General features: G+C 73.9%; 5 protein-coding genes. 1 reads left to right on the forward strand and 4 read right to left on the reverse strand.

The features are described 5' to 3' along the window. Nucleotides 1–50 precede the first annotated feature (50 nt). The 3 genes from KLI87_RS22345 to KLI87_RS22355 form a co-directional block, all read right to left on the reverse strand. Nucleotides 51–10,433 (reverse strand): type I polyketide synthase, encoded by a 10,383-nt coding sequence (locus KLI87_RS22345; protein WP_214618506.1) that lies wholly within the window; start codon nt 10,431–10,433, stop codon nt 51–53. After that, complete coding sequence (locus KLI87_RS22350; protein WP_214618507.1) at nt 10,434–18,590, reverse strand: type I polyketide synthase; 8,157 nt, start codon at nt 18,588–18,590, stop codon at nt 10,434–10,436. A gap of 111 nt (nt 18,591–18,701) precedes the next feature. Beyond that, nucleotides 18,702–20,222: an FAD-binding oxidoreductase gene (locus KLI87_RS22355; protein WP_214618508.1), complete on the reverse strand. Its 1,521-nt coding sequence runs from the start codon at nt 20,220–20,222 to the stop codon at nt 18,702–18,704. A gap of 172 nt (nt 20,223–20,394) precedes the next feature. Here KLI87_RS22355 and KLI87_RS22360 point away from each other — a divergent pair, with 172 nt between their 5' ends. After that, entirely contained in the window at nt 20,395–21,696 is a 1,302-nt protein-coding gene (locus KLI87_RS22360) for a condensation domain-containing protein (protein WP_214618509.1), read from the forward strand. Nucleotides 21,697–21,764: 68 nt separating this feature from the next. Here the strand turns inward: KLI87_RS22360 and KLI87_RS22365 are convergent, their stop codons facing one another. After that, on the reverse strand, nt 21,765–23,225 hold the full coding sequence (locus tag KLI87_RS22365) for an FAD-dependent monooxygenase (RefSeq protein ID WP_214618510.1): 1,461 nt from the start codon (nt 23,223–23,225) through the stop codon (nt 21,765–21,767). Nucleotides 23,226–23,246: the final 21 nt, after the last annotated feature.

Here is a 23,246-nt window from a genome sequence, read left to right on the forward strand (position 1 = left end):
GCAGAGAAGGGCGCGCATCCCGGGACGGGACGCGCGCCCTTCTTCTTGGGTCAGCCCGCGCCCAGCTCGTTGTCGATGAACTCGAAGATCTCCTCGTCGGACGCGGCGCCCAGCCGGTCGGTGACGGCCCCGGCGGCGTCCCCGGTCACGCTCACCGCCACGCCGATGCGGGTCAGCATGCCCTGGAGCCGCGCCGCCAGCTCCTCGACCACCGCCGGTTCGGGCGGCGGCCCCGCGGCGAGCTCGGCGTCGAGCCGGTCGAGTTCGGCCAGCACGCCCCGGCCCTCCTCGGGCACCAGCAGCCCGGCCAGGTGGCGGCCGAGCGCGACCGGCGTCGGATGGTCGAACACGACCGTGGACGGCAGCCGCAGCCCGGTCGCCGCCGACAGCCGGTTGCGCAGCTCGACGGCGGTGAGCGAGGTCATCCCGGAGTCCAGGAACCCGGCGCCCGGGTCCACCGACGACGCCGAGCCGTGCCCGAGGATCGTCGCGGTCGCCGACCGGACGAGTTCCAGCGCCGCCTTCTCCCGCTCCTCGGGGGGCAGCTCGCGCAGGTCGCTCGTCCGCGTCGCCGGGGCCGGTGGGGGCGTCGTGGGCGGACGCTTCACCAGGCCCGCGAAGACCGGGTTCAGCGTCCCGTCGGCGGCCTGGCGGCGCAGCGCGCGCGGGTCGAGGGCGACCGGGATCGCCAGCGGGCGCCCGCCGGCGAGCGCCGCGTCCAGCAGCCGCAGGCCCTGCTCCGCGTCGAGCGGGACGATGCCCGCCCGGCCGAGCCGCTCGTGCTCGGCGCCGTCGAGGTGGCCGGTCATCGCGCTCGCCCCCGCCCACAGCCCCCACGCGACCGAGACCGCGGGCAGCCCATCGTCCCGCCGCTGTCGCGCGAGCGCGTCGAGGTAGGTGTTCGCGGCGGCGTAGTTGCCCTGGCCCGGGTTGCCCAGGATTCCGGCGAACGAGGAGAACAGCACGAACGCGTCCAGGTCGTGGTCGCGCGTCAGCCGGTGCAGGTTCCACGCCGCCTCGACCTTCGGCCGGACGACCCGAGCGAGCCGCTCGGGGGTGAGCGAGGCGAGCATCCCGTCGTCGGTGATCCCGGCCGCGTGGACGACGGCCCGCAGCGGATACCGGTCGGGGACCGCGTCGATGAGCTCGGCGAGCGCCGCGCGGTCGGCGGCGTCGCAGGCCGCGATCGCGACGTCCGCGCCGAGCCCGGTCAGCTCCTCGCGCAGGGCGTCGGCGCCCGGCGTGTCCGGGCCCTTCCGGCCGAGCAGGAGGAGCCGCCGGACGCCGTGCTCGGCCACCAGGTGCCGGGCGACCAGCGTGCCGAGCTGCCCGAGCCCGCCGGTGATCAGGACGGTCCCGTCGGTGCGCAGCCGCGGTGCCGCCGGGGACGGGGCGACCGGCGCCAGGCGCGGCGCCAGCAGCGTGCGGTCGCGGACGGCCAGCTGCGGGTGCTCGGTCGCGTGGACGGCCGCCGCGAGGGCGGGCCAGGCGACGTCGTCCCCGTCCAGGTCGACCAGGGTGATCCGGCCGGGCTCCTCGTTCTGCGCGCAGCGCACCAGCCCCCACACCGTGGACGCGTCCAGGTCGATCTCCTTCTGCCCGTCCCCGGCGTCCACGGCCCGCCGCGTCACCACCACCAGGTGGGAATCGGCGAAGCGCTCCTCGGACACCCAGTTCTGGACGAGGTGGAGCGCGTGCTCGGCGGCGTCCTGGGGGCTCGCGCCGGTGCAGGGCGCCAGCACGATCGGCGGCGGCCCGGTCTCCGCGAGGGCCTTGAGGTCGGAGTGGTCGGCCAGGACGGCGATCCGCGGGGCGTCGATCGGCGTCGCGGGGAGGTCTCCCACGGGGATCCAGTCGAGGGTGAACAGCGACCGCTCGGCCTCGCCGAGGGCCGCCAGCCGCTCCGGCGACATCGGACGCGTCGTCACCGTCCCGAACGCGACGATCGGCCCGTCGGCGTCGCTGAGGACCGCGCGGACTCCGCCGTCCTGGGCCCGGATCCGCACGCGCGCGGCCGTCACCGGCGCCCGGCGCGCCACGACGTCGCCGAACGAGAACGGAAGCTCGGTCTCCTCGCCCTCCTCGACACGCAACCCCAGCAGGTGGAACGCGGCGTCGAGCAGGGCCGGGTGCTGGACGAAGCCCCCGGTGCCGGTACCGGGCGGGAGCTCGACCTCGGCGCAGACGTCGTCGCCGTCCCGCCAGGCGGCCTTGAGGCCCTGGAACAGCGGGCCGTACTCGTAGCCGCGCTCGGCGAGGCGCTCGTAGCAGCCGTCCAGCTCCACGGGCTCGGCGCCCGGCGGCGGCCACGCCTCGTGGACCGCTTCCGGGAGCACGGCCTCGCTCCCGACGACCCCGGCCGCGTGCTGCGTCCAGGCGTCGTCGCCGGTGCGGGAACGGATCGTGATGGGCCGTCGCCCGCTCTCCTCAGGCCCGACGACCACCTGAAGATGGGTGAGCCGCCGGCCGAGGATGAGGGGTGCGTGGAGGGTGAGTTCGTGGACGGTGGGGTGGGTGTGGAGGGCGAGGTCGAGGAACGCGGTGCCGGGGAGGATCGGTGTGCCGGTGACGGCGTGGTCGGTGAGCCAGGGGTGGGTGTGGGTGGAGATGGCTCCGGTGTAGAGGGTGGTTCCGTCGGGGAGTTCGGTGGCGGTGGCCAGGAGCGGGTGCTCGGCGCTCTGGAGGCCGAGGTGCGGGGCGTCGGCTGCGGGCTGGGGCGGGTTGAGCCAGTACGACTGGTGCTGGAAGGGGTAGGTGGGGAGGTCGGTCGGCGCTGCGTTCTTGGGGAGGAAGGGCGTCCAGTCGATGGTGGTGCCGTGGACGTGGAGGTGTGCGGCGGAGGTGAGGAATCGGTCGAGTCCGCCTTCGTCGCGCTTGAGTGTTCCGGTGACGAGGGTGTCTTCGTCGATGTCGCTGATGGGTGTGGTGAGGACGGGGTGGGCGCTGGCCTCGATGAACGTCTCATGCCCGTCGTTGAGGAGTTGCTGGATGGCGGGTTGGAATCGGACGGGGTTGCGGAGGTTGTTGTACCAGTACCGGCCGTCGAGGTGTTCGGTGTCGAGGCGTCGGCCGGTGAGGGTGGAGTAGAAGGGGATGCGGGGTGGCTGGGGGGTGATGTCGGCCAGGTCGGTGAGGATCTGGTCGCGGATGTGTTCGGTGTGGGCGCAGTGGGAGGCGTAGTCGACCGGCAGGACGCGGGCGTTGAGCCCTTCGTCTTTGCAGGTGTTGACGATCGCGTTTATCGCCTCGGGGTCGCCGGAGATGACGGTCGCCAATGGCCCGTTGAAGACGGCGATCTCGACTCCGGCGTGCCCGGCGATGCGCTTCTGCGTCTGCTCGGCGGACAGGGAAAGCGATGCCATCGCGCCGGTGCCGGAGAGGGCGGTGAGTGCCTGGCTGCGCAGGGCGACGACTTTGGCCGAGTCGGCGAGGGTGAGTGCTCCGGCGATGTGGGCGGCGGCGATCTCGCCTTGGGAGTGCCCGATGACGGCGTCTGGGGTCGCACCGGCTGACTTCCACAGTTCGGCCAGGGAGATCATGACGGCCCAGAGCGTGGGTTGCAGGACGTCGACCCGGTCCATGCCGACCTCGTTGCGGAGGGCTTCGGTCAGGGACCAGTCGATGAAGGGATCGAGTGCCTCGGCGCAGCGCTTGATGGATTCGGCGAACACCGGGGATTCATCGAGTAGCGCGGCGGCCATTCCCTGCCATTGCCAGCCCTGCCCGGGGAACACCAACACCGTCTTGCCGGAGGTCCCGGCGCGGCCCTGAACCAGGTTGGGTGCCTCGGCGCCGTCGGCCAGTGCCCGCAGGGCTTCCTGGAACTGGTCAGGGGTCTCGGCGACGATGACGGCGCGGTGATCGAGGGTGGCGCGGGTGTTCGCCAGGGCGGTTGCCACCCCTGCCACATCGTCGGTCACATCAGCGAGCCGGTCGGCCTGGGCGCGTAGGGCGGGTTCGGTCTTGGCTGAGATCAGCCACGGCACCGGTCCTGAGATTTCCGCCGGCGTTGTTGGGGGTTCTTCTGGGGCTTGTTCGAGGATGATGTGGGCGTTGGTGCCGCTGATCCCGAACGAGGACACCGCCGCGCGGCGCAGCCCGTCCCTGTCCCAGGGTTGGGGTTCGGTCAGCAGCGAGACGGCCCCCGATTCCCAGTCGACGTGCGGGGACGGTTCGTCCACGTGCAGGGTCGGCGGGAGGACGCCTGCGCGTATGGCGCCGACCATTTTGATGACGCCTGCGACTCCGGCGGCGGCCTGGGTGTGCCCGATGTTGGACTTCACCGACCCCAACCACAACGGACGACCCTCCGAACGCCCCCGCCCATAGGTGGCCAACAACGCCTGCGCCTCGATCGGGTCACCCAACGCCGTGCCCGTCCCATGCGCCTCCACCACGTCCACATCACCGCCGGTCAAACCCGCATTGGCAAGAGCCTGCGTGATGACGCGTTCCTGGGAGGGGCCGTTGGGGGCGGTCAGGCCGTTCGACGCGCCGTCCTGGTTGACCGCCGAGCCACGCACCACCGCCAACACCCGATGCCCGTTGCGCTGCGCCTGGGACAGCGGCTCCAGCAGGACCAGGCCGACGCCCTCACCCCAGCCCGTCCCGTCGGCGGAGGCCGCGAACGCTTTGCAGCGGCCGTCCACCGACAAGGCCCGCTGCCGCGAGAACTCCACGAAATGGGTCGGGCCCGCCATGACGGTGACTCCTCCGGCCACGGCGAGAGCGCAGTCGCCATTGCGGAGCGACTGCATCGCCAGATGCATGGCGACCAGGGAGGACGAGCAGGCCGTGTCCACCGTGATCGCCGGGCCCTCCAGGCCGAGGGTGTAGGCGATCCGGCCGGAGGCGACGCTGGTGGTGTTGCCGATGGCGAGTTGTCCGGCGAGTTCCTCGGGGGCCTCGGTGAGGTGCGCGGTGTAGTCGCCGGGCGTGACCCCGGCGAAGACCCCGGTGCTGGAGCCGCGCAGTGTCGTCGGGTCGATGCCCGCCCGCTCGAACACCTCCCAGGCCGTCTCCAGCAGCAGCCGCTGCTGCGGGTCCATCGCGGTGGCCTCGCGCGGCGATATCCCGAAGAACGCCGCGTCGAACCCGTCCGCGTCGTGCAGGAACGAGCCGTGCCGGACGTAGGACGTCCCGGTGCCGCCGTCCGGGTCGGGGTCGTAGAGCTTGTCGAGGTCCCAGCCGCGGTTGACCGGGAAACCCGTCAGCGCGTCCCGGCCGCCCGCGACGAGCGTCCACAGGTCCTCGGGTGAGGCGACGCCGCCGGGGAACCGGCACGCCATCCCGACGATCGCGATCGGCTCGTCCGCTGAAGCGGCGGCCACCATGGCGCCAGAGGAGACGGACGCGCCCGACAGCTCGCCCACCAGGTAGGCGGACAGCGCCTCGGGCGTCGGACGGTCGAACACCAGCGACGCGGGCAGCCGCAGGCCCGTCACCGCGCTCAGCCGGTTCCGCAGTTCGAGGGCGGTCAGCGAGGTGAAGCCGAGCTCCTTGAAGTTCCGGTCGGAGGCGAGCGCGCCGGAGTCGGTGTGGCCGAGGACGGCGGCGGCCTCCTGCCGGACGAGCGTCGTCACGGCCGTCGCGCGTTCGGCCTCCGGCAGGTCGAGCATCCTGCGGGCCCAGGCGCTCTCGTCCCCGGTCGCGCGTCTGGCCCGGCGCAGCGGGGCGCGGACGAGCCCGCCGAACACGGCGGGCAGCAGCCCGGATCGTGCCTGGGAGCGCAGCGCACCGGTGTCCAGGTGGACGGGTGCGAGGAGCGGCCGGGGCGACGCGAGCGCCGCGTCCAGCAGGGCCATGCCCTCGGCGGGGGAGAGCGGGGAGATGCCGGTCCGCTGGAGCCGGTCCAGGTCGCTCTGCCGGAGGGTGTCGCCCATGCCGCTCGCCTCGGTGTCCCACAGGCCCCAGGCGAGGCTGGTCGCGGGGAGCCCGTTCGCGCGCCGGTGGCAGGCGAGGGCGTCGAGGAAGGTGTTGGCGGCGGCGTAGTTGGCCTGTCCGGCGTTGCCGATGAGCCCGGCGACGGAGGAGAACAGGACGAACGCCTCCGGGGCGAGGTCGCGGGTGAGCTCGTGCAGGTTCCAGGCGGCGTCGGCCTTGGCGCGCAGGACGCGGTCGAGGCGTTCGCCGTCCTGGGACGCGAGGACGGCGTCGTCGATGACCCCGGCGGTGTGGATCACGGCGGTGAGCGGACGCTCCCCGGGGATCGACGCGAGCAGCGCGGCCAGCGCGTCGCGGTCGCCGGCGTCGCAGGAGACGACGTCGGCGTCGGCGCCGAGCGCGGCCAGCTCGTCCCGGAGGGCGGCCGCGCCCTCGGCGGCCGGGCCCCGGCGGCTGATGAGCAGCAGGTGGCGCGCGCCGTGCTCGGTGACGAGGTGCCGCGCCACGCGGGCGCCGAGCGCGCCGGTGCCGCCGGTGACGAGCACGGTCCCGTCCAGGTCGGGGGCCGTGTCCCCCTCGGGCTCGGCGGCCCTGACGAGGCGCGGCACGAGCAGTTCCCCGTCGCGGACGGCGAGTTGAGGCTCTCCGGTGGCGATCGCGGCGGCGAGGACGTCGTCCGTGGGGTCGTCGGCGTCGAGCAGGACGAACCGTCCCGGGTTCTCGGTCTGGGCGACACGGACGAGCCCCCACACGGCGGCGCCCGCCAGGTCGGTCACGTCCTCGCCGGGACGGGCCGCGACCGCGTTCCGGGTGGCGATCACGAGCCGGGAGCCGGTGCGGCCGTCGCCGGACCACTCCTGGAGCGCCGCGAGCACGTCGCGGGTGAGGTCGCGCGTCCCCGTGAGGACGTCGTCCCCGGACCCGACGGCGGGTCTCACCTCCACGTCGGGCGTCGGCGCGTCCGCGGGCGTGGGGATCGGCTGCCATTCGGGCGCGTAGAGCGAGCGCGCCACCGGCGACGAGGGGCCGAGGTCGTCCAGCGGCATGGGCCCGGTCCGGAGCGCGCCGACCGACAGGACGGGCGCTCCGGCCGGGTCGGTCAGCGTGACGTCGAGGGCGCCGTCCGGGCCCGGAGAGAGGCGGGCCCGGACGGCGGTGGCGTCGGTGGCGTGCAGCCGCAGCCCGCCGATGCCGGTGATGTGCGGCGGGGCGTCCGGCCGCAGGAGGTGGGGGACGGCGTCCAGCAGCGCCGGGTGGAGGCCGTAGCCGGAGACCTCGACGCCGTCCGCGAGCGCCAGGTCGGCGAACACCTCGTCGCCGCGCCGCCACGCGGCCCGCACCCGCGCGTTGCCGAGGTCGTCGAGGTCGTCCAGGTCAAGGGGGTCGGCTCCGGCCGGCGGCCACACGCCGACGTCCGCACCGCCGACGGCGATGTCGGCGGCGACGGCGCGGGCGTGCAGGGCCCAGGGGAGGTCGGCGTCCGCCGGGCGGCCGTGGACGGTCACGGCCCGCGTCCCGTCCTCGCCGGGCGCGCCGACGGCGACCTGGAGGTGGACGGCGCCCTGGTCCGGCAGCATCAGCGGCGCGCCGAACTCCAGGTCGCGGACGGACGCGGACCCCGCGGCCGCCACGATCAGATCGGCCAGCGCGGCCGAGGGCAGGACGATCCGCCCCGCGACCCGGTGTCCGGCGAGCCAGGGGTGGTCGTGCACCGAGATCCGGCCGGTGAACAGCGTCCCGTCGCCGTCGGCGAGGCCGATCGCGGCGGCCAGCAGCGGATGCTCGGCGACGCCGAGGCCCGCCGAGGCGACGTCGCCCCCCGGGCCGGGGCGCAGCCAGTAGTGGCGGCGGTCGAACGCGTAGGTCGGCAGGTCGATGGCGCGGGCGCCGGGGAACACCGCCGCCCAGTCGAGGGCGGCGCCGCCCGCGACCATCCGCGCGAGCGCGTGGGCGAACGACGCGGGTTCGGGACGCCCCTCCTTCAGCGCGCCGGACGTCGCGAGCCCGGTGACCTCGCCCAGGCAGTCGTGGAGCATGCCGGTCAGCACCGGGTCGGGGCCGAGTTCGAGGAACGCGGTGACGCCGAGCGCGCGCAGCGCCCGCACGCCGTCGTGGAACCGCACGGCCTGCCGGACGTGCGACACCCAGTAGTCCGGGGAGGTGAGCTGCCCGGGTTCGGCGACGCGTCCGGTCACGTTGGAGACGACCGTGAGGCGCGGCTCGTGGTAGGTGAGCCCGGCGGCGACACGGCGGAACTCCTCCAGCATCCCGTCCATGTGCGGGGAGTGGAAGGCGTGGCTGACCTGGAGGCGCCGCGTCCGGTGGCCGTCGGCCTTGAAGCGCGCGGCGAGGGCGTCGACCGCGTCGGCGTCTCCGGAGACCACCGTGGACGCGGGACCGTTCACGGCCGCGATCGCGACCCGGTCGTCCAGCGCGCGGGCGACGGTGTCCTCGTCGGCGCCGACGGCGAGCATCGCGCCGTCCCCGCGGGCGGCCTGCATGAGCCGTCCGCGCGCGGCGACCAGCGCGCACGCGTCCTCCAGCGACCACACCCCGGCCGCGTGCGCCGCCGCGAGCTCGCCGATCGAGTGCCCGATCAGGTAGCCGGGGGCGAGGCCGAAGTGCTCGGCGAGCCGGAACAGCGCGGTCTCGACGGCGAACAGCGCGGCCTGCGTGAACCGCGTCTGGTCGAGCAGCGCCGCGTCCTCGGAGCCGGGCTCGGCGAACACCACCTCGCGCAGCGGGCGCGGAAGGTGCCGGTCGAGTTCGCCGCAGACCTGGTCCAGCGCCTCCGCGAACACCGGGAACGCGGCGCCCAGCTCGCGTCCCATGCCGAGGCGCTGGCTGCCCTGGCCGGTGAACAGGAACGCGACCCGCGCCGCGCCGTCCGCCGTGCCGCGCACGACCTGCGGGGACGCCTCGCCGCGCGCCAGCGCGTCCAGCGCGTCCAGGCCCTCCTCGCGGTCGTTCGCGACGACGACCGCGCGGTGCTCGAACGGCTTCCTGGTCGTGGCGAGCGAGAACGCGGCGTCGACCGGGTCGGCCCCGGCGAGCCGGGCGCGGAGCCGCGCGGCCTGCGCGGCGAGGGCCTCCTCGCCGCGCGCCGACACCGTCCACAGGACGGGCGCGAGCCCCGGCCCCCTCGCGGCGGCGGCCTCGTGGGCCTGCTCCGGCGGCTCCTCCACGATGACGTGGGCGTTGGTGCCACTGATCCCGAACGAGGAGATCCCGGCCCGGCGCGGCCGGTCGCCCGGCTCCCAGGGGCGCGGCTCGGTGAGCAGCGCAACCTCGCCCGCCGCCCAGTCCACGCGCGGGGACGGCTCGTCCACGTGCAGCGTCCGCGGCAGCTCGGCGTGCCGCATCGCCATCACCATCTTGATCACACCGGCGACCCCGGCGGCCGCCTGCGTGTGCCCGATGTTCGACTTGATCGACCCCAGCCACAGCGGGCGCCCCTCGGGACGGTCCTGCCCGTAGGTGCCGATCACCGCCTGCGCCTCGATCGGGTCGCCCAGCGAGGTGCCGGTGCCGTGCGCCTCGACCGCGTCCACGTCCGCGCCGGACAGGCCCGCGCCCGCGAGCGCCTGCCGGATCACCCGCTCCTGCGACGGCCCGTTCGGCGCGGTCAGCCCGTTGGACGCGCCGTCCTGGTTGACCGCCGAACCCCGGATCACGCCCAGGACGGCGCGGCCGTTGCGCCGCGCGTCCGAGAGCCGCTCCAGCACCAGCATCCCGGCGCCCTCGCCGAGGCCGGTCCCGTCGGCGGCGGCGGCGAACGCCTTGCACCGCCCGTCCGGCGACAGGCCCCGCTGGCGCGAGAACTCCACGAACACCCGGGGGCGCGCCACGACCGTGACGCCGCCCGCCAGCGCCAGCCCGCACTCGCCGCGCCGCAGCGCCTGAACCGCGAGGTGCACCGCGACCAGCGACGAGGAGCACGCCGTGTCGACCGTGACAGCGGGGCCCTCCAGCCCGAGCGTGTAGGCGATGCGCCCGGAGATGACGCTGTTGATCCGCCCGGTCAGCAGGTGCCCCTCGAACTCGGCCGGGGTGCGCGGCGGCGCGTACTCCTGGTCCATCGCCCCGACGAACACGCCGGTCGCCGACCCGCGCAGCCCGCCCGGATCGACCGAGGCCCGCTCGAACGCCTCCCACGCCGTCTCCAGCGCGATCCGCTGCTGCGGGTCCATCGCCGTCGCCTCACGCGGGCTCAGGTCGAAGAACCCCGGGTCGAACCCGCCCGCGTCCGACAGGAACCCGCCCGCCCGCGACGACACCTTCCCCGGCGTCGCCGGGACCGGGTCGAACAGGTTCTCCAGGTCCCAGCCCCGGTCGCCCGGGAACGGCCCGACGGCGTCGCCCTCGTCCGCGACGAGCCGCCACAGCGCCTCGGGGGAGTCGACGCCGCCCGGGTAGCGGCACCCCATCCCGACGATCGCGATCGGCTCGGTGGTGGCCGCGATGAGCTCGGAGTTGCGGCGGCGTAGCTGCTCGGCCTCCTTCAGGGACGCGCGCAGCGCTTCAACGAGCTGGTCGTTCGACGTGGTCATCTACGCTCCATCGCTGGTGCTGCCGTTCAAGGCCAGCCGGATGAGTTCATCGGCGTTCATGGCGTCGATCTGTTCGGTCTCGGCGGGCGCCGCGCCGCCGCCGTCTTCCGCGAGTTCGGTCAGCCGCTCCAGCAGGCCGGACGCGCGGAGCCTGGCCAGCGGGACCGACGCCAGCAGCCCGCGGACGGCGGCCTCGTCGTCCGCCTCCTGGTGCGGGTCGGCGCCGAGTTCGCGGGCGAGGCGCTCCGCCAGCGCGGCGGGCGTCGGGTGGTCGAAGGTCACGGACGCGGGCAGCCGGACGCCCGCCGCCCGGTTCAGCCGCGTCCGCAGCTCCACCGAGGTCAGCGAGTCGAACCCGAGATCCTTGAACGGGCGGTCCTCGGGGACCGCCGCCGGCTCCGCGTGCCCGACCGCCGCCGCCGCGTGCCCGCGGACCAGGTCGACCAGGAAGCGGCGCCGCGCGTCCGGCGGCATCGCCGCCACCCGCCCCTTCAGGTCGGCCTCCTGGGCTGCCGCCGCCTCCCCGCGCGGCCGCCGCGGGACGAGGCCGCGCATCAGCGCCGGGACCTCCGCGTTCGCGCGCAGCGCCGCCAGGTCCAGCCGGACCGGCACCAGCACCGGCCCGAGCGGCGACGCCCACGCCGCGTCCAGCAGCGCGAGCCCCTGCTCGGACGGCAGCGGCGTCACACCCCAGCGCAGCATGCGGCGCCGGTCCGCCTCGCCCATCGCGGACGTCATGCCGCTCTCCTGCGCCCACAGCCCCCACGCCAGCGACAGGGCGGGCAGGCCCTCGCCGTGTCGCAGCCGGGCCAGCGCGTCGAGCGCGGCGTTGGCGGCGGCGTAGTTCGCCTGGCCCGCGCCGCCGATCGTCCCGACCACGGAGGAGAAGAGGACGAACGCGTCCAGGTCCAGGTCGCGGGTCAGCTCGTGCAGGTTCCACGCGCCCGTGACCTTGGGCTTCAGGACGGTGTCGAGGCGTTCGGGGGTGAGTTGGGAGAGGACGCCGTCGTCGAGGACGCCGGCGGCGTGGATGACGGTGGTGAGGGGGTGTTGGGTGGGGATGTGGTTGAGGAGGGTGGCGAGTTGTTCGCGGTCTGCGGTGTCGCAGGCGGCGATGGTGACGTGGGCGCCCAGTTCGGTCAGTTCTTTGTGGAGTTGGGCGGCGCCTTCGGTGGCCGGGCCCCGGCGGCTGGTGAGGAGGAGCCGCCGGGCACCCCGCTCGGTCACCAGGTGGCGCGCGAGCATGCGGCCGAGGCCGCCCGTTCCGCCGGTGATCAGTACCGTGCCGTCCAGGGGCGGAAGGGGTGCCGACTCGTCGGTCGCGGCCTTTTCGAGGCGCGCGGCGCGGGGGTGGCCGTCGATGATCTGTAGCTGGGGCTCCCCGGACGCGAGCGCGGCCGGGAGCGCCGCCACCGATGCCGCGTCGTCGTCCAGGCCCACCAGGACGAACCGGCCGGGCTCCTCCGTCTGCGCCGTGCGGACCAGGCCCCAGACCGGCGCCTCGGACACCTCGTCCGGACCCGCCCCCACGAACACCAGCCGCGCCGACGCGAACGCTTCGTCGGCCAGCCATTCCTGCACCGTGCTCAGCGCGTGGTGGACGGTGTCAGCGGGGACCAGGACGATGTCGGGTGCTTCGAGCGAGGCGAGGTCGGGGACGGTGTCGAGCGTGATCCCGGCCTCCTCCAAGCCCTTGCGGATCCGGGCGTCCTCGGGGCCCACCCAGGCCCAGCGTCGTCCTGGTTCCGGAATCGTGGACGGGAGCGGCGTCCAAGCCGTCCGGTAGAGGGGACCGGCGCCGCGTCCCGCGCTGAGGCGCGCCGACGACAACGGGCGCAGCGTCAGCGACTCGACCGCCGCGACCGCACCGCCGGACGGGTCGAACACCGTGAACGAGATCGCGTCCGGGGCCGTCCAGGTCATCCGCACCCGCAGGACGGTCGCGCCCGTCGCGCGCAGGGTGACGTCGGTCCAGGAGAACGGCAGGCCGCCTTCCTCGGCGTCGGGGACGAACATCGCGTGCAGCGCCGCGTCCAGCAGGGCGGGGTGGACTCCGAAGCCGCCCACCTCGTCCTGCTGCTCGGGGGCGAGGCCGACCTCCGCGAACACCTCCTTGCCGCGCGTCCATGCGGCCCGCATTCCCTGGAACGCCGGGCCGTAGGTGAAGCCCGTATCGGCGAGGACGTCATAGAACTCCGCCAGCTCGACGGGTTCGGCGCCTTCCGGCGGCCAGACCGGGGGATTCGGTGCGGGCTCGTCCGACTCGTCCCCGATGATCCCGGTCGCGTGCTGCGTCCATTCGCCCCCGCCGGTGCGGGAGCGGATGGTGATGTCCCTGTCCGGGCCTAGGACGACCTGGATCTGCGTCAGGCGCTCGTCCAGGATGAGCGGGGCGTGGAGGGTGAGTTCGTGGACGGTGGGGTGGGTGTGGAGGGCGAGATCGAGGAACGCGGTGCCGGGGAGGATCGGAGTGTGGGTGACGGCGTGGTCGACAAGCCAGGGATGGGTGGTGGTGGAAACGGCTCCGGTGTAGACGGTCGTCCCGTCGGGGAGTTCGTTGACCGTTGCCAGGAGGGGGTGCTCGGCCGGCTGAAGGCCGAGGTGCGGGACGTCCGTTGTCGGCCGGGGTGGGTTCAGCCAGTACGACCGGCGTTGAAAGGGATAGGTGGGGAGATCGGCCGGGGGCGCGTCCTTGGGGAGGAGCGGCGTCCAGTCGATGGTGGTGCCGTGGACGTGGAGGTGCGCGGCGGAGGTGAGGAATCGGTCGAGGCCGCCTTCGTCCCGCCTCAGTGTTCCGGTGACAACGGCCCCGTCGTCGGTGTCGCTGATGGCGGGCGCCAGGACTGGATGCGCGCTGGCCTCGACGAAGGTGCTGTGTCCGTGGTTGAGGAGTTGTTGGATGGCGGGTTGGAATCGGACGGGGTTGCGGAGGTTGTTGTACCAGTACTGGCCGTCGAGGTGTTCGGTGTCGAGGCGTCGGCCGGTGAGGGTGGAGTAGAAGGGGATGCGGGGCGGTTGGGGGGTGATGTCGGTCAGGTCGGTGAGGATCTGGTCGCGGATGTGTTCGGTGTGGGCGCAGTGGGAGGCGTAGTCGACCGGCAGGACGCGGGCGTTGAGCCCTTCGTCTTTGCAGGTGTTGACGATCGCGTTTATCGCGTCGGGGTCGCCGGAGATGACGGTGGCCGAGGGTCCGTTGAACGCGGCGATCTCCACGCCGTGGTGGGCGGCGATCCGTTCCTGTGTCTGTTCGGCCGACAGCGACAGGGACGCCATCGCACCGGTCCCTGACAGGGCGGTCAATGCGCGGCTGCGCAGTGCGACGACCTTGGCCGAATCGGCGAGGGTGAGGGCTCCGGCGATGTGTGCGGCGGCGATCTCGCCTTGGGAGTGCCCGATGACGGCGTCCGGGGTCACACCGGCCGACTTCCACAGCTCGGCCAGGGACACCATGACGGCCCACAGCGTGGGTTGCAGGACATCAACCCGCTCGAACCCGGCCCCCTCACGCAGAACTTCTTCGAGCGACCAGTCGATGAATGGATCGAGTGCCTCGGCGCAGCGCTTGATGGATTCGGCGAACACCGGGGATTCATCGAGTAGCGCGGCGGCCATTCCCTGCCATTGCCAGCCCTGCCCGGGGAACACCAACACCGTCTTGCCGGAGGTCCCGGCGCGGCCTTGGACCAGGTGGGGTGCCTCGGCGCCGGCGGCCAGGGCCCGCAGGCCGGTGTCGAACTCGTTCGGGGCCTGCCCGATGATCACGGCACGGTGTTCCAGGGTGGCGCGGGTGTTCGCCAGGGCGGTTGCCACGCCCGCCACATCGTCGGTCACACCAGCAAGGCGGTCGGCCTGGGCGCGTAGGGCGGGTTCGGTTTTCGCCGAGATCAGCCATGGCACCGGGCCGGAGATTTCCGCCGGCGTTGTTGGGGGTTCCTCGGGTGCTTGTTCGAGGATGATGTGGGCGTTGGTGCCGCTGATCCCGAACGAGGACACCGCCGCGCGGCGCAGCCCGTCCCTGTCCCAGGGTTGGGGTTCGGTGAGCAGGGAGACGGCCCCCGATTCCCAGTCGACGTGCGGGGACGGCTGGTCCACGTGCAACGTCTGGGGGAGGATGCCTGCGCTTATGGCGCCGACCATTTTGATGACGCCGGCGACTCCGGCGGCGGCCTGGGTGTGCCCGATGTTGGACTTCACCGACCCCAACCACAACGGACGACCCTCCGAACGCCCCCGCCCATAGGTCGCCAACAACGCCTGCGCCTCGATCGGGTCACCCAACGCCGTGCCCGTCCCATGCGCTTCGACCACATCAACGTCGCCCGAGGTAAGGCCCGCATTGGCCAGAGCCTGCGTGATCACGCGCTCCTGCGAGGGACCGTTGGGCGCGGTCAGGCCGTTCGACGCGCCGTCCTGGTTGACCGCCGAACCACGCACCACCGCCAACACCCGATGCCCGAGTCGTTCGGCATCCGACAAGCGCTCCAGCAACACCAAGCCGACGCCCTCGCCCCAACCCGTCCCATCAGCGGCAGCGGCGAACGCCTTGCAGCGGCCGTCCACCGACAAACCACGCTGCCGCGAGAACTCGGTGAACATGCCCGGCGTGGACATGATCGTGGCGCCGCCCGCCAGGGCCATCGTGCATTCGCCGTTCCGCAGCGACTGGACCGCCAGATGCATGGCGACCAGCGACGACGAGCAGGCGGTGTCCACCGTGATCGCCGGGCCCTCCAACCCGAACGAATAGGCGATCCGGCCGGAGGCCACGCTCGTCGTGCTGCCGGTGAGGACGTGGCCGCCGAAGTCGGCGGGCGCGTCGGCGAGGCGGGGGCCGTAGTCGTGCGTGGTGACCCCGGCGAAAACGCCCGTCCGGGTACCGCGCAGGGCCGAGGGGACGATCCCGGCCCGCTCGAACACCTCCCACGCGGTCTCCAGCAGCAGCCGCTGCTGCGGGTCCATCGCGGACGCCTCGCGCGGTGAGATGCCGAACAGGTCGGCGTCGAAAAGGTCCGCGTCGTGCAGGAATCCGCCCCGCCGCACATACGACGTTCCGGCGCGAGAAGGATCGGGGTCGTACAGCGCCTCGATATCCCAGCCGCGGTTCTCCGGGAACCCGGACACGGCGTCGCGGCCCTCGGCCACCAGCCGCCACAGCTCCTCCGGAGACGACGCGCCGCCCGGGTAGCGGCAGGCCATCCCGACGATCGCGACCGGCTCGTCCAGCGCAACGGCGGAAACAGCGGTGTCCGATGAGGGCGAAGCGCCGCCTTCGAGCGTCCACAGGTGGCGGGCGAGGCGTTCGGGTGTGGGGTGGTTGTAGACGAGGGTGGGCGGCAGCCGCAGGCCGGTGCCGGATTCGAGGCGTTCCCGCAGTTCGACGGCGCCGAGCGAGTCGAAGCCGAGGTCCTTGAAGGTCGCGGAGGGCGGGACGTCGTCCGGCGTGTCATGTCCGAGGACGATCGCGGCGGTGGCGCGTACGAGCCGCAGGAACTCCTCCTCGGACCGCACGTCCGGGAGATCGTCCTCAACGACCGCAGCCTCCGCGACGGGACGCGGAACAGCCGGACCAGTGGAACCCGAGGTGTCGATCCAGTGGCTCCGGCGCTGGAACGGATAGGTCGGCAGAGGCACGCGGACCGCGTCCTGCCAGCCCGGCCCCGCCGTCCAGTCGACGGGGACGCCGTTCACGTGGGCCGTGGCGGCGGACGTGAGGAAGCGTTCCAGGCCGCCCTCGCCCCGGCGGAGCGACCCGGTGACCACCGCGGGGACACCGGCGGCGTCGGCGGTGGCGCGGAGCGCCATCGTCAGCACGGGATGCGGGCTGACCTCGATGAACGTGCGGTGTCCGCGTTCGAGCAGCAGTCGCGTGACCGGTTCGAGCAGGATCGGCTGCCGCAGGTTCCGGTACCAGTACCCGGCGTCGAGTCCGGCGGTGTCGAGGACCTCGCCGGTGACGGTGGAGTGGAAGACGACGTCGGAGGTCCGGGGAGCGACCCCCGACAGCACCTCGGCGAGCCGTTCGCGGACGGGTTCGACGTGCCGGGAGTGGGAGCCGTAGTCGATCGGGACGCGCCGGGCCCGCACGTCCTCCGCCCGGCACTCGGCGATGATCTCCTCGACGGCGGCGGCGTCGCCGGACACGACGGTGGCGCCGGGGCCGTTGAGCGCGGCGATCGCCACGGCGCCGTCCCAGCGCGCGATGCGGTCGCGGGTCTGGTCGGCGGTGAGTTCGAGCGAGGCCATCGCGCCGTTCCCGGCCAGGTCGCGGACGACCTGGGCGCGCAGCGCGACGATCCGTGCGGCGTCGGGCAGCGACAGCGCGCCCGCGACGCAGGCGGCGGCGATCTCGCCCTGCGAGTGGCCGATGACCGCGTCGGGGTGGACGCCGAACGACCGCCACTGGTCGGCGAGGGCGACCATCACCGCCCACAGCGCGGGCTGGACGACGTCGTCGCCTTCGAGGGGGGCGCCGCCGGTGAGGACGTCGATCAGCGACCAGCCCACATGCGGCTGGAGGGCGTCGGCGCATTCCTGGAGCCGCGCCCGAAAGACCGGCGAGGTCTCCATGAGTTCGGTGGCCATCCCGGCCCACTGCGAGCCCTGGCCCGGAAAGACGAACACGACCTTGCCGGGATCGCCCACGCTTCCGGTGACCACCCCGGTCGCAGGGCGGTCCTCGGCGAGCGCGTCGAGCGCGGCGCCCGGCTCGTCCCCGATCACAACCGCCCGGTGCGCGAACGCGGTCCGGGTCGTGGCCAGCGAGAACCCGATATCGGCGGGGGAGCCGCTGACGTCGCGCAGCCGCCGGGCCTGGTCGCGCAGCGCGCGGCGGTCACGCCCCGACAGCGTCCACACCACGGGTCCCGGAGCCGGATCCCGTGGCGTCTCCTCGCGAACCGGAGGCGCCTCGCCGACCAGTATGTGGCAGTTCGTCCCGCCCATCCCGAACGAGCTGACGCCCGCCACCAACCGGCGGTCGGGCGCGGGCCACTCGCCGGCCCGGTCCTGGACGCGCAGGTTCAACTCGTCCAACGGGATGTGCGGGTTCGGGGTCTCGTAGTTGAGGCTGGCCGGCAGCAGCCGGTTCTGCACGCTCAGCACCGTCTTGATGAGCCCGGTGATCCCGGCGGCGCCTTCGAGGTGCCCGACGTTGGTCTTCACCGAGCCGACCGCGAGGGGCGGCGAACCGGCCGGGCGCGGCGCGCCGAGCGCCGCGCCCAGCGCGGCGGCCTCGACCGGGTCGCCGACGGCCGTCCCGGTGCCGTGCAGCTCGACGTACTGCACCTCGCCAGGGGAGACGCCCGCCCGCGCGCAGGCCGACCGGATCAGGTCGGCCTGCGCGTCCCGGTCGGGGACGGTCAGCCCGGCCCCGCCGCCGTCGTTGTTGACGGCGCCGCCGAGCAGCACGCAGCGGACGGGGTCGCCGTCGGCGAGCGCGCGGTGGAGGGGTTTCAGCACGAGCACGCCGCCGCCCTCGCCGCGCACGTAGCCGTTGGCGCGGGCGTCGAAGGTGTGGCAGCGGCCGTCGGGGGACAGCCCGCCGAACAGCTCCGAGCCGCGCGTGCTCGCCGGGTCCATGATCAGGCTGACGCCGCCCGCGAGCGCGAGCGCGGACTCGCCCGACAGCAGGCTCTCCATCGCCAGGTGCACGGCGACCAGCGATGACGACTGGCCCGAGTCCACCGTCAGGCTCGGCCCGCGCAGGCCGAGGGTGTAGGAGACGCGATTGGCGATGATGCCGCGCGCGGTGCCGGTGAGGGTGTGCCGCCCGGCGGCGCCCGCGTCCCGCGACAGCATCGCGTAGTCGTCCCAGAACGTCCCGGTGAAGACGCCGGTGGCGGTGTGCTCCAGCGCGGCGGGGACGGTGCCGGAGTCCTCCAGCGCCTCCCAGCTCAGCTCCAGCATGAGGCGCTGGCGCGGGTCCATCGCGGCGGCCTCGCGCGGTGAGACGCCGAAGAACGCGGCGTCGAAGCCGTCGACCCGGTCGAGGAAGCCGCCGCGCGCGCCGTCCAGGCCGCGTCCGGCGGGCGCCGGGCCGACGGCGTCGCGGCCCTCGCGCAGCAGCGTCCAGAACGCGTTCGGGGCGGGCGCGCCGGGCAGGCGGCACGCCATCCCGATCACCGCGATCGCCGTGCTCGGCCACTCCTCCTGGGGCATCCCGGCTCCTCGTCACTGGTGCTGGTCGCAGTCGGTCGGCCTCCACGGTCGGAGGCGCTGCTAACGGAGGTCTTGCCGGGCGCTAAAGTCGGCGCGGCCGGGCCGGGCGGGTCAGCCGATGGCCTGCTCGAAGTCGAAGAACCCGTACCGGTCGTAGCGGCGCTTCACATCGACGAGCCGGGGATAGTTCTCGGCGTAGTACGCGCGCCGCCAGTCGGTCAGCTCGGGGTCGATGTAGTTCTGGTACGTCTCGTGCGAGGAGTACCGGTCGGTGACGGTGAAGGCGTTGTCGATCCACCGGCGGGCGATCGCCCGGTCCTCCTGCGTCGCGCCCGCGGGCGGCACCATCGTCGACCAGTTGACGGTGAACAGCGCGTCGCGGTGGACGTAGGCGGTGTCGGTGCGGGACGGCCGCGCCGAGACCCCGCCGAGCGCGAACGCCTGCACGAACCTGATGTGCCCGGCCTTGCGGTCGGCGTCGAACGCCTCGACCATCGCCTCCAGCCCGGCGGCGGGCGCGTCCTTGCGGAAGATGCGGGTCCGCTCCAGCGTGTACCCGGTGCGGGGGAGCATCGCCTCGGGGTTCGCGCCGACCCGGTGGCACTGCGCGACGGTCTTGGTGGTGCAGTCGAACCACGTCATCATCGCGTCCCGGAACGTCAGGTCGTTGACGTCGCGCTTCTGCGGCCGCCTGCCCACCTCGGAGATCAGCGCCTCCAGGTGCGGGGCGAGGTCGTCCGGCGAGCCGAGGAACGCGCCGTCGGTGATCAGGTAGGGGACGTTGCCGGGCGCCGCGTCGAAGTGGATGAACAGCCACCGCGACCCGAGGTTGTCCGGGACGGTCCGCGACCACTTCTGCCAGGCGGCCATGACGCGCTGCACGTCGTCCCACGCCCAGTACAGGGTGAAGTTGACCATCCGGGGGACCATCGCGTGCCGGCGCTGGTAGCCGGTGACGATGCCGAAGTTGCCGCCGCCACCGCCGCGCAGCGCCCAGAACAGGTCGGGATAGGACTTCTCCGAGCAGGTCACGACCCGCCCGTCGGCGAGGACGACCTGCGCCGACTCGACCGTGTCGCAGCCGATGCCGAGCGCGCGGGTCTGCCAGCCGATGCCGCCGCCCTGGAGGTAGCCGCCCATCGCGACCGTCGGGCACAGCCCGGCGGACACGGCCGCGCCGTTCCTGGACAGGGTGTCGACGACGTCGACGAGCTGGGCGCCGGGGCCCATGTAGGTCGTGTCGCCCTTCATCTGGATCCCGTTGATCCGGGACACGTCGATGACGAGCCCGGTGGAGGTGGAGTACCCGCCGTAGCTGTGGCCGCCGCTGCGCGGTACCGCCGCGATGCCGTTGTACTGCGCGAACGACAGGCACGCCTGCACGTCCCCCGGCGACGTGCAGTACGCCACCCCGGCCGGGTTGACGCCGTCGAACTCGGTCCACTGGATCTGCTTGGCGGCGGCGTACCCGGCGTCGGACGGCAGCACGAGGCGGTCGCCCAGCCGCCTGCGCAGCCGGTCCCACTCCGTCGCCTGCGCGCCGGCGCTGCCCGCCAGGCCCATCACGCCGAGCCCGGCGGCTGCCAGGGTCGCGGCACCGCCCTTCAGCACCGCTCTCCGTGTCGTCGTCATGCGCACCTCTCTCCTCAGGGCCCCGGTGGGGGCCGTTCGGCCGGCCGCAAGCCTGGGCGCGCCCCCTAAACCCGCGCTTAGGCGGTTCCATGGGATTAGCGGCGGTTTAGCCGCGCCGAGGAGGTTGTGCTCGACCCCTATTCAGCAGGCCCGACACAGGAGGCTGTGCCACGTGGAACGAAAGCTGAACGCCGTCGAGGCGATGCTCGTCGGCGACGCGAGCACGCGCATCACCGTGGTGTGCACGCTGCGCGGCGGGATCGACGCGGACGCGCTCGCCGCCGCCTTCGCCGCCAAGGTCGCCGAGCATCCCGCGCTGCGGAGCCACGTCGTGCGGACGCCGGACGGCCTGCGGTTCGAGCCGCTCGACCCGGCGGACCACCCCGTCCTCCAGGTCCGCCCCGGCGGCCGGGACGCGCTGGAGGAGGAGATCCAGACGCCCCTCGACCCCGGCGAGGCGTTGGTCCGCGCGGTGCTCCTGCGCGGCGACGACGCGGACGGCGAGGACCGCGAGGACGTCGTGGTGTTCGCCGTCGACCACGCCGTGTCGGACGGCATCAGCGTCGTCACGCTGCACGAGGCGTTCTGGGACCACTACACCCGCGCCGTCGCGGGCGCCGCGCCGGACGCGCCGCCCCGGGCCGTGCCGGAGCCGGTCCAGGTCCGGCTGCGCCCCTGGTCCGAGGAGGACATCTCCGCGCACGTCGCCCGCCGCGTCGCGGAGGCGAAGGAGATGCGCCCGGTCACGCTCCCCTACGGCGCGGGCGGGGAGCCGGGCATCCGGCTGGAGCAGATCCGGCTGAGCGCGGCGGACACCGAGGCGATCTCGGCGGCGGCGAAGCGGGACGGGCTGAGCCGGCACTGGCTGGTGTCCGGCGCGCTGCTGACCGCGCTGCGCCGGCACCTGGACGCGCCGTCCGGCCCCGCGAACCTGAGCTGCCTCACGCCGGTCGATCTGCGGTCGCGGCTGGACCCGGAGGTGGACCGCGAGGACATGGTGCTCGCCGCGTCCTGGTTCACCGCCTACGCCGAGGTGCCCGAGGACGGTGAGGCGACGGCCGTCGGCGCCCGGCTGAACGAGGGATTCCGGCGCGCGCGCGAGCGCGGCGACCTGGAGCTGGAGATCCTCGGCGTGCACCGGCTGCTGGAGGACCCGAGCCTGCTGATGCCGAGCCTGGTCGTCACCAACGCGGGCGCGATCTCCACACCGGTCACCCCGCCCGGCGTGGAGATCACCGGCTTCCGCTGGTTCGGGCTGGCCGCGATGGGGCCGCTGACCGCGTTCGTGCTCACCCTCGACGGCCGCCTGACCGTCGAGTTCGCGTTCAACGGCGGGTTCCTGGACGAGGGGCTCGTGCGGGCGTTCGCGTCCTCGGTCCGGGAGGTGCTGGCCGAGCTGGCGTTCTCGGGCGCGACGCCGGACGGCGCCGCCGGGCACGCTGCCGCGGGGAACCCGGCCCGCGTCAACGCCTGAGCGCCGCACCCGAAAGGGGGCACCGGGATCACCGGTGCCCCCTTTCCGCGGCGGTCACGGGACGGCTCTCAGGATGTCGGCTCTCCGAACCACCGCGTGAGGGCCTCGCGCAGCCCCGTGTCCACGCCGTCGCCGGGTGTCGCCCAGGCGACGAAGCCGTCCGGCCGGACGAGCAGCGCGGCCGCGTCGAGCCCGGGGTGCGGCTCGGCGGCGACCACGTCGACGCGGTCGGCCCATCCGGTGACCCGGGCCTGGTCGGGCTCGGACCCCGAAAGGTCATAGAGGACGCCGCAGCCGGCGGCGAGCGGCCGCTCGTCCTTCACGGCCAGCAGCGTGTTCGGGACGCGCGCGCCCACCAGCGGGTGCGGGGCGGCGTCGCTGCCCAGCGGGTAGCGCACGTCGGTCACCTGCGTGATGAGCTGCCGGTTGACCTCGTCGTAGCGGATCAGCTCGGCCATCAGCTCCCGCAGCGCCGAGGTCGTCCTCCCCGACCGGAACACGGCGAGCTGCGCCTCGCCGTGCAGGCAGGCGCGGTCGCCGACCGGCCGCCGCTCGGCGTCGTAGCTGTCGAGCAGCCCCGGGGGCGCCCACCCGTTCAGCTCCGCGCCGAGCTTCCACGCCAGGTTGAGCGCGTCGTGGATGCCGGTGCTCTTGCCGTGCGCGGCGTGGACGAAGTGGGCGTGCGCCGCCTCGCCCGCGAGGAACACCCGCCCCTTGCGGTAGCCGTCGGCGTGCCGGGTCGGCCCGCCGTAGCGGAACAGCCGCTCGGGCTCGCCCAGCTCGGGCTCCTCGCCGGACGCGCGGCGCAGGGAGGCCAGCAGCTCGTCCTTGCTCAGCGGCACGTCGGCGGCGGGCGGGCGCCGGTCGAACTCGACCGACATCACGCGGATCAGGCCGTCGCCGAACGGCAGCACCGAGGTCATCCCGTCCGCGTACAGGCCGGTGTCGAACTCGGGGGACTCCCCGGCGGCGACCTTGAAGTCGCCGAACACGCCGTAGTAGGACAGCGTGCTCTCGGTGACGTCGAACCCGGCCATCTCCCGGACGGGGCTGTCGGGCCCGTCGCAGCCGACCAGGTAGGAGCAGCGGATCTCGTAGTCGCCGTCGGCGCAGGACACGCCGAGGGTGACGCCCGCCCCGTCCTGGCGCAGGCTCGTCGCGCGGTGGCCGCGACGGACGTCCGCGCCGAGCTCCACCGCCCGCTCCTCCAGGATCTCCTCGGCGCGCCAGTCGGGGGAGGCGAGCGTGTACTCGTCCTCGCCGACCTTCTCCACGTCCAGCCAGATGAGCCCGAAGTGCAGGCGCGGCCACTTCGGCAGCGGCCCGCCGAACCGGTCCATCAGCCCGCGCTGGTCGAGCGCCTCGGCGGCGCGCGGGTGCAGGCCCATCGAGTGCGTGTGCTCGTGGAGCGTCCCGATCCGCTCCAGCAGGACGACGTCGACCCCGGCGAGCCGCAGCTCCCCGGCCAGCATCATGCCGGTGGGCCCGCCGCCCACCACGACGACGGAGGTGCTTTCCTCAGCGTTCACGGTGCTTCCTTTCGGTGCGGC

Source organism: Actinomadura sp. NEAU-AAG7 (assembly GCF_018603865.1).
GTDB lineage: Bacteria > Actinomycetota > Actinomycetes > Streptosporangiales > Streptosporangiaceae > Spirillospora > Spirillospora litoris.

Coding starts and splice junctions, on each gene's coding strand:
- KLI87_RS22345 (WP_214618506.1), bottom strand. CDS start 10,433: ATGACCACGTCGAACGACCAGCTCGTTGAAGCGCTGCGCGCGTCCCTG.
- KLI87_RS22350 (WP_214618507.1), bottom strand. CDS start 18,590: ATGCCCCAGGAGGAGTGGCCGAGCACGGCGATCGCGGTGATCGGGATG.
- KLI87_RS22355 (WP_214618508.1), bottom strand. CDS start 20,222: ATGACGACGACACGGAGAGCGGTGCTGAAGGGCGGTGCCGCGACCCTG.